Here is a 7,585-nt window from a genome sequence, read left to right as displayed (position 1 = left end):
GGGCCCGATACACGAGAGAGGGGCCCGAGGACATCGTCCTCGGGCCCCTCTCTCGTGTATGGGGGAGCGGCTCAGTGGCCGGACTCCTCCTCGGCGTGTGCGGCCTCCGCGGCCTCCTGCTCGGCCTCGGCGGCATCGCCCTCCGGGGAGCTCGGCTCGTAGTCCTCGTACTCCGGCAGGTTGCCGTCGAGCACCTGGGTGGCGACGGTCGTGGACTCACCGTTGATGGTGACGTCGACCTCGACGTGGTCGCCGACCTCGGCGCCGTAACCGGTGACGACCAGGGGTTCGGCGGAGCGGGAGTCCTCGTTGTCCGGGAACTGCACGACGACCTCGCCGGCCGGGACGGTGAAGGACTCGTCCGTGTCACCGACGGAGATCTCGACGCTCGCGGGGTCGGCCTCGTTGTTCACGACGGTGTAGAACATCTGGGCCTCGTCCGCGGCGTTCGCGATGAGGAGCATGCCGCGCACCTTGACGTCGCCGACCTCGGTCCACGAACCGTCGCCACCGTTGTACGTGTAGTTCTGGGTCTGCTGGGCCGAGAGCATGGCCGCGCAGCCGGTGGTCGAGACGGAGAGTGCGACCGCCGCAGCGGCGAGTGCGAGTCGGGAAAGCCGTTTCACGGTTGAGGCTCCTTGAAGTGGCTGGACGGCAGGAGTACGGAATCGTCACGTATCCTACCCGTTCTTCGACTCGGGGTAGAACCGCGTGACGTGGGAGTCCTCGTCCGCGTACGCGTGGGGACGTGAGGCGGGAAGTCGGGAGGTCAGCGCCTCGTGTGCGCCGGCACCGGAGCCTCGTGTGGTCCGATACCGGACGGGCGTTCGGGTCCTTGAATGGGCTCCGTCGAGCGGTGGTCGCGCTCACGCGTCGCGACTCACACGGGGCCTGAGATCCCCGGATTCTCGGGCCCTAGCACGTTTTTGGCCGGAATCACAGCGTTTCCTGTGGCGTGGCTCATGGTAGACTGGAAATCCGCGAAAGGGGTTCAGGAGAATATGAGTTTTCAGGTCGGCGACACCGTTGTTTATCCCCACCACGGGGCGGCTCTCGTGCAGGAGATGAAGACCCGCACGATCAAGGGTGAGGACAAGCTCTATCTGAAGCTGCAGGTCTCCCACGGCGATCTGACCATCGAGGTCCCGGCCGAGAACTGCGATCTGGTCGGCGTCCGCGACGTCGTCGGCGAAGAGGGCCTGGAGCGCGTCTTCCAGGTCCTGCGCCAGGAGAACTGCGAGGAACCGACCAATTGGTCCCGACGCTACAAGGCCAACCTGGAGAAGTTCCAGTCCGGCGACGTCATCAAGGTCGCAGAGGTCGTCCGCGACCTGTGGCGCCGTGAGCAGGACCGCGGACTCTCCACCGGCGAGAAGCGCATGCTCGCCAAGGCCCGTCAGGTGCTCGTCTCCGAGCTCGCCCTGGCGGAGAAGAAGGAAGAGGAAGAGGCGGAGGCCCTCCTGGACGAGGTCCTCGCGTCCTGAGCACCTGCGTCGTCGTCCCGGCCGCCGGGTCGGGCACGCGCCTGGGCGCTGACCGCCCCAAGGCGTTCGTCGAACTCCACGGCGCCACCCTGCTCCAGCGAAGTGTCGCCGGCATCATCGCCTCGGGCATTGCCACCCACATCGTGGTGGCGGTGCCCGAGGCGCTCGTGCGTGAGGCCCGCACCGCGCTCTCGTCGGACTCCCTCGCACCACTCCTCGTAGAACCGGGTGCACCTGCCGTCCATGTCGTCCCGGGCGGTGCGGATCGCATCGAATCGGTCGACCGCGCGTTGCGTGCGGTCCCGGACTGCGAGTACGTGCTCGTCCACGACGCCGCGCGCTGCCTCACCCCGCCGCATGTGTTCCGTGCGGTCGTGTCGGCGCTGGCCGCCGGCGCCGAGGCGGTCGTCCCCGTCGTGCCCGTGACGGACACGGTCCGCCGGGTCGACGGATCCGGTGCCCTGCACGGCGGGCTCGACCGGTCGGCGCTGCGGCGCATCCAGACCCCACAGGGATTCCCGCGCTCCGTCCTCGTGCGGGCGCACGAGCGGCAGCGCGCCGAGCCCGACCCGGCGGCCACCGACGACGCCGGCCTGGTCGAGCGGCTGGGCCTGTCCGTCCGAGCCGTCACCGGTTCGGAGCAGGCTCTCAAGATCACCCACCCCATCGACCTCGGCGTCGCCGGTCTGTACCTGACCGGTACCGCACCGAAGGAGGAGACCCGATGAGCGCACCCCGGGACAGGCCCGCGGATCCTCGGCTCCTGCAAGTGGTGGTGCCCCTCGTCGGCACCGGCACGGACGTCCACGCGATCTCCTCCGATCCGGATCGCCCCATGTGGCTCGCGGGCCTGCTCTGGGAGGGCGTCACGGGGCTCGAGGGTCACTCGGACTCCGACGCGGTCGCCCACGCTTGTTGTGACGCCCTGTTCTCGGCGGCCGGGATCGGGGACCTGGGTCGGCACTTCGGTACGGACCGGCCGGAATTGGCGGGCGCCTCGGGCGTGGAGCTCCTGGCGGAGGCTGCCCGGCTCGTTCGGGAGGCCGGGTACGCGATCGGGAACGTCGCGGTGCAGGCGATCTGCAACCGCCCGAAGATCGGGTCCCGGCGCGAGGAAGCGGAACAGGTGCTCTCCGCGGCACTCGGGGCGCCGGTCCACCTCTCGGGGACGACGACCGACGGGCTGGGCCTCACCGGTCGTGGCGAAGGGGTCGCTGCGACCGCCGTCGCCCTCGTCGTCCCGGTCGGCTGAGCCGTCCGGCCCCGGTGAGTCGTCCAGGCCGGCCGTCGCCGACGAAGGTCACACCCCGCGGGCACCGGACCTGGGGGAGAATGGACGACCATGACCAAGAACAAGAAGACCGGCACCCCGAAGTTCGTCGAGGAGTTCACCCTCGAGGGCGACAAGGACTTCCTCGTGACCCGGCAGGGCGATGTCTACACCTACGAGTGGACCAACCACCCCGACCGTCTGGGCTTCGAGTCCATGCACCCGGTCAAGGGCAAGGTCGACCACAAGATGGTCGTGCTCGCCTTCCTCCGCAACGTCGACCACACGACGGGCGAGGTCAAGAAGGGCTGAGCTCGATGCCGCCCGAGCCCCGGCATCCCGCCACTGCTCAGGGCTGTGCCGCTACTGCGCGACACATTCACTTTTTTCCGAACGTTCGTTAGCGTGTCTTCAATCGGTACGACAACGACGTCGGAAGGTCCCCTCTCATGTCACGCATCCCGTTCACGCGGACCCTCGTCCCCCTCGCGGCCGCGGCCGCCGGACTGACACTCCTCGCCGGCTGTGCCGGTGGGGTCTCGACCGCGGGAGGTGACGGCGCGGGCGCGGGCGGCGAGGGTTTCGCGTACGGCGCTTCCCAGGAGGAGGTCGACGCGGCGATCGCGGACCTCGACCCGGTGACCCTCGTGTTCCAGCCGGGCACCTCGGGCCCGAACACCCCGACGGCGCAAGGGCCGAACATGCTCGCCGCCGAGATCGAGGAACGGTCCGGTGGCAAGATCACCGTCCAGATGAACTGGGGCCAGTCGATCGCGCCTCACTCCGAGGTCACCGATGCACTCGTGGACGGGCGGATCGACCTCGCCTTCGTCGCCGCCGTGTACTTCCCGCAGGAGTACCCGGTGATCGACGCCTACAACAAGCTCACGCAGTACACCCCGGCGTCGCCGCTCGTCGGGGAGGCGATCAACCAGGCGGTCATGGCGGACTGGGGGTGGAACAGCGAGGACCTGCTCGCCGAGTTCGAGGAGAAGGGACTCACCCCGCTCCAGGCGCTCATGGTGTCCGGTGACTACTGGACCGCCTGCACCGAACCGGGCACCTCGTTGAAGGACTGGAACGGTCGGGTCATGCGGATCGCCGGGTCGGCCCACGCGGCGATCGTCCCGGAGATCGGTGCCTCGCCCGTGTCACTGGAGTACGCGGAGACCTTCGAGGCGCTCGAACGCGGCACGGTGGACTGCACCTTCGTCCAACCGCAGGTGGCCGGATCGACCGGACTCATGGGGGTGGCGCCGCATCTGGCGCACTTCACCGAGGGCCGGATGACCGGTTCCGCGACGGCGGCCCACCTGCTCGGCTCGAAATGGGAGACCCTGCCCTTGGCCTACCAGCAGATCATCTTCGACTCGGCGGTGCCGGAGTTCGAGGGGAACATCCTCGGCACGGCCGACGCCGGCCACCAAGCGGTCCTCGACCTGCGTGACGCGAACGGGACGATCGAGGAATTCGACCCGGAAGCCGAAGCGGCCATCTCCGACGTGCAGGACGAACTCGTCCAGGGCCTCATCGACGAGGGCCGCCTGCCGGAGGACGTCGAGGACCAGATCCGGGCGCTCTCGGACAAGTGGGAAGGGATCATCACCGAGGAGCTCGGCTATTCCGATGCGGGCACTCTCGCCGATTTCGACGACTGGTACGAACCCGGGGACGTCGACTTCCGGCCGCTCGCCGAGCGGGTCTACGACGACGTGATCCTGCCGCACCGCCCGGAATGAGGGCGCGGGCGGCGTAGGTCTCAGTCGACCACGGGCGACCGACGCTCCACGAGGATCGTGTCGCGCCAGCGTCCCCACTGGCGGGCGATCCGCTCGCGCCGGCCGACCTCGCGGAAACCGAGCGCGGCGTGCAGTGCTCTCGAGGCCTGGTTCTCCGGGAAGAGCGAGCTCGTCACCGTCCAGTACCCACCGGCATCGGTGCGCTCCAACAGATGGGAGAGCAGCATCCGTCCGATCCCGAGCCCCTGGGCGGCCGGATCGACGTACACGGAGTGCTCGACGACGCCTGCGTAGGCCCTGCGCGACGACGTGGGCGAGGCGGTCACCCATCCGAGGACCGCGCCGTCCCCCGCGTCCCCGACCGCGACGAAGCTCAGGTCGGCGATCTTGCCGCTGTGGAAGGTCGCGAAATCCGGTACTTCCGTCTCGAAGGTCGCGCCCCCGGCGTCGATCCCTGCGCGGTAGATACGGATGACGTCGGCGGCGTGTGCGTCGGTCATCGGCTCGATGCTCACCATGGTGGTTCCCCTCTTCCTCGGTCCGTCACCCGACCGTTCCGGAACGTGGAGGTTCCGGAGGACTCCTCGAAGGAACTCTAGGCTCCGGTGGTGACACGGAGGTTTCCGTCATCACCCGTGTCCGCGATCCACCAGGACGCGACACGGTCGGAGGACAGCACTGCCCTCCCCGGACGCATCGGGGAGGGCAGTGGTGTGGGAGCGGGCAGTGCGCGGGAAGAGAACGGTGCGCGGGACGAGGGCAGGGTGCCTCGGCGGTGCGTCAGGGCGCGGTGGTTCCGCGGCGGGTGGCCAGCCACCCGAGTCCGAAGAGGACGGCGGTGAGGAGCGCGGTGGCGATCAGTTGGGAGCGGACCGCGGGGACGGTCATGCCGAGGGCGACGATCGCGAGGACGAGAGCGAGCACGACCCAGGTGAGGACGGGGAAGGCCCACATCCGCAGCGGAAGTGGCGTGCCTTCGCGGCGGGCGCGTTGGCGGAGCACCAGGTGGGAGACGATCGTGACGAGCCAGGTGACGATGAGGGTCGAGCCGACGAGGTTGAGCAGGAACCCGAGGACCGCGGCGCCGAAGAAGAAGTTCGCGGCGACGGCGGCGAACCCGAAGACCGAGGTGCCGAGGACGGCGACGACGGGGACGGCGCGGGAGTTCGTTCCCGAGAAGGCCCGCCCGATGGGACCACGTCCCATGTGCCCACGGTCCGCGAGCGAGAACACCATGCGGGAGCCGCCGTAGAGGTTCGCGTTGAGGGACGAGAGCAGGGCGACGACGATGACGACGCCGAGGGTGGCGGCGAGAGCGGGAAGTCCCGCGACCTGGAGGACGGTGACGAAGGGTGCGGCGTGGAGGTCGGGGTCGTCCCAGCGGACGGTGAGCACCATGACGGCGACCGAACCCATGTAGAAGATGAGGATCCGCCACAGGATCGCGCGGGTGGCGGAGGCGATGCTGTGTCGCGGGCGTGCGGTCTCGGCGGCGGCGATGGCGACGATCTCCACACCGCCGAACGAGAAGGCCACGATGAGGAGGGCCGCGGCCACACCCGTGACGCCGGTGGGCATGAAGGAACCGTCGGTGAGATGGGAGAGGCCGGGGGACTCACCGGGGGTGAGGCCGACGAGGAAGCCGGCGGCGACGACGAGGAAGACGACGACGAAGGCCACCTTCACGAGGGAGAACCAGTACTCGAACTCCCCGAAGCCGCCGACGGACACGAGGTTGATCCCCGTGAAGGCGAGCATGACCGCCAGAGCGTAGAGCCACGAGGGAACGGCGGGCGTGAGTTCGTGGAGGATCTGGGCAGCGGCGACCGCTTCGGCGGCGACGACCAGGCACATCTGCAGCCACCACAACCACCCGACGGCGAAGGCGGCGGCGGGACCGAGAGCCTTGCCCGCATAGTAGGAGAATGCGCCGGGGTTCGGATCGGCGGCGACCATCTCCGCGAGCATGCGCATCACACAGACGACGATGAAGCCGGCGATGACGTAGGCGACGAGAGCGGCCGGACCCGCGGTCTGCACGACCTGGCCGGAACCGACGAACAGACCGGTGCCGATCGCGGAGCCCAGGCTCATCATGACGAGGTGCCGGGGCTTCATCGAGGAGCGGAGAGCCGTGCGCTCGTGTGTAGCGGTGTGCTCCTGCGTAACGGAGTGCGCGGGGTCGCCGGAGCCGGGAGCGCGCGGCGTGGAGGTGGTCGGATGACCGGACATATAGGGGCCTTCGTCGACGAGCGGAACAAACCAGGTAATGGTAGGCCCGGGCTCGACGAGGGGTGCCGCCGGGGTGCCAGTGGGCGTGTGGTGCGGGTGGCCCGCGGAATGTGGTCCAGTTCTCCCGCTCTCGAGTTGCGCGCCGGGATCCGAGCGGACTAGAGTGGTATCTCGTCCGCCGGGGAAACACGGCGGAAACAAAAAATCAATCTCCACCCGACCGGGTGACGGGCAGGGACTTCCGAGTCCGTGTTTCTCCTGGTCGGTCCGGGTGCCGGCCACGATCGTGCGGTCAGGGTCACACGGGCAGGATTTGGACCGGATGCCGGTCCGGGTCTAGGATGGAGAAGTTGCCTCACCACGAGGCCGACACGAACAGGACATGAACCTTCGGGTCCATGCGTCTGGATGTGCGGGGGTAGTGGTGGTGAGCGTCTGTTCTTTGAGAACTCAATAGCGTACCTCGTACTTCCATTCGTGATGGTGCCAAACAATTGGTCTCCAGGCCACATATTTCACCCGCGTGTCGCACACAGTGTGGCCGTGGGGGCCTGGACGGTCCGGACACATCGTGTCCCTGGACGCCACGGATGGAACAGTATGGAGGATGTACAAGAAAGACACATGCCACACCGACTGCCGGGTTTCGGCCTGACTGGTGGGTGTGGAGGTCGTGTCGGTTCTTGTCATTGTCCTTTGAGACATTCCAACCCGCGCGTGCTCCAACGGTGCGTGTGGGTGTGGTGTACACGACATGATTCGAGTCCGGGTCGAACACGAAATTTTTCTTATGGAGAGTTTGATCCTGGCTCAGGACGAACGCTGGCGGCGTGCTTAACACATGCAAGTCGAACGCTGAA

Annotated in this window: 8 protein-coding genes and 1 rRNA gene; 6 read left to right on the top strand and 3 right to left on the bottom strand. The window is 68.1% G+C overall.

Annotation, left to right across the window (positions count from 1 at the left end; all coding sequences use genetic code 11):
- Positions 1–71 precede the first annotated feature (71 nt).
- Positions 72–626 (bottom strand): hypothetical protein, encoded by a 555-nt coding sequence (locus AAD496_RS14645; protein WP_349829603.1) that lies wholly within the window; start codon positions 624–626, stop codon positions 72–74.
- Between the two features lie 375 nt (positions 627–1,001).
- On the opposite strand from AAD496_RS14645, the gene AAD496_RS14640 reads away from it, so the two are divergent.
- The 5 genes from AAD496_RS14640 to dctP all read left to right on the top strand — a co-directional run bounded on the left by AAD496_RS14640 (position 1,002) and on the right by dctP (position 4,493).
- A complete protein-coding gene (locus AAD496_RS14640; protein ID WP_349829602.1) occupies positions 1,002–1,484 on the top strand; it encodes a CarD family transcriptional regulator in 483 nt (160 codons plus the stop codon).
- Positions 1,481–2,212, top strand: coding sequence for a 2-C-methyl-D-erythritol 4-phosphate cytidylyltransferase (gene ispD, locus AAD496_RS14635; RefSeq protein WP_349829604.1), 732 nt, complete (start codon positions 1,481–1,483; stop codon positions 2,210–2,212). The genes AAD496_RS14640 and ispD overlap by 4 nt, the downstream gene beginning before the upstream one ends.
- Entirely contained in the window at positions 2,209–2,736 is a 528-nt protein-coding gene (gene ispF / locus AAD496_RS14630; protein WP_349829601.1) for a 2-C-methyl-D-erythritol 2,4-cyclodiphosphate synthase, read from the top strand. Before ispD ends, ispF begins: the two co-directional genes overlap by 4 nt.
- 90 nt (positions 2,737–2,826) lie before the next feature.
- On the top strand, positions 2,827–3,066 hold the full coding sequence (locus tag AAD496_RS14625; RefSeq protein WP_349829599.1) for a hypothetical protein: 240 nt from the start codon (positions 2,827–2,829) through the stop codon (positions 3,064–3,066).
- Between the two features lie 137 nt (positions 3,067–3,203).
- Complete coding sequence (gene dctP, locus AAD496_RS14620) at positions 3,204–4,493, top strand: TRAP transporter substrate-binding protein DctP (RefSeq protein ID WP_349829598.1); 1,290 nt, start codon at positions 3,204–3,206, stop codon at positions 4,491–4,493.
- A gap of 20 nt (positions 4,494–4,513) precedes the next feature.
- On the opposite strand, the gene AAD496_RS14615 is transcribed toward dctP, so the two are convergent.
- Together AAD496_RS14615 and AAD496_RS14610 are read right to left on the bottom strand one after the other, a co-directional pair.
- Positions 4,514–4,993 carry a GNAT family N-acetyltransferase gene (locus tag AAD496_RS14615; protein ID WP_349829597.1) on the bottom strand — a complete coding sequence of 160 codons (480 nt, stop codon included), beginning with the start codon at positions 4,991–4,993 and terminating at the stop codon, positions 4,514–4,516.
- Positions 4,994–5,273: 280 nt separating this feature from the next.
- Positions 5,274–6,725, bottom strand: a complete 1,452-nt coding sequence (locus AAD496_RS14610; protein ID WP_349829595.1) for an amino acid permease — start codon at positions 6,723–6,725, stop codon at positions 5,274–5,276.
- A 787-nt stretch (positions 6,726–7,512) separates the two neighbouring features.
- Between AAD496_RS14610 and AAD496_RS14605 the strand changes: the two genes are divergently transcribed.
- A 16S ribosomal RNA gene (locus AAD496_RS14605) occupies positions 7,513–7,585 on the top strand; the annotation flags it as partial.

It is taken from the genome of Brevibacterium litoralis, from assembly GCF_040212315.1.
Lineage (GTDB): Bacteria > Actinomycetota > Actinomycetes > Actinomycetales > Brevibacteriaceae > Brevibacterium > Brevibacterium litoralis.
Note: the sequence above shows the minus strand (reverse complement) of the source record. Positions and strands in the feature narration are given on the sequence as shown.

Excerpts from the sequence above, each read along its gene's own strand:
- ispF (WP_349829601.1), top strand. The coding sequence starts at position 2,209 with ATGAGCGCACCCCGGGACAGGCCCGCGGATCCTCGGCTCCTGCAAGTG.
- AAD496_RS14610 (WP_349829595.1), bottom strand. The coding sequence starts at position 6,725 with ATGTCCGGTCATCCGACCACCTCCACGCCGCGCGCTCCCGGCTCCGGC.
- AAD496_RS14640 (WP_349829602.1), top strand. The coding sequence starts at position 1,002 with ATGAGTTTTCAGGTCGGCGACACCGTTGTTTATCCCCACCACGGGGCG.
- dctP (WP_349829598.1), top strand. The coding sequence starts at position 3,204 with ATGTCACGCATCCCGTTCACGCGGACCCTCGTCCCCCTCGCGGCCGCG.
- AAD496_RS14625 (WP_349829599.1), top strand. The coding sequence starts at position 2,827 with ATGACCAAGAACAAGAAGACCGGCACCCCGAAGTTCGTCGAGGAGTTC.
- AAD496_RS14615 (WP_349829597.1), bottom strand. The coding sequence starts at position 4,993 with ATGACCGACGCACACGCCGCCGACGTCATCCGTATCTACCGCGCAGGG.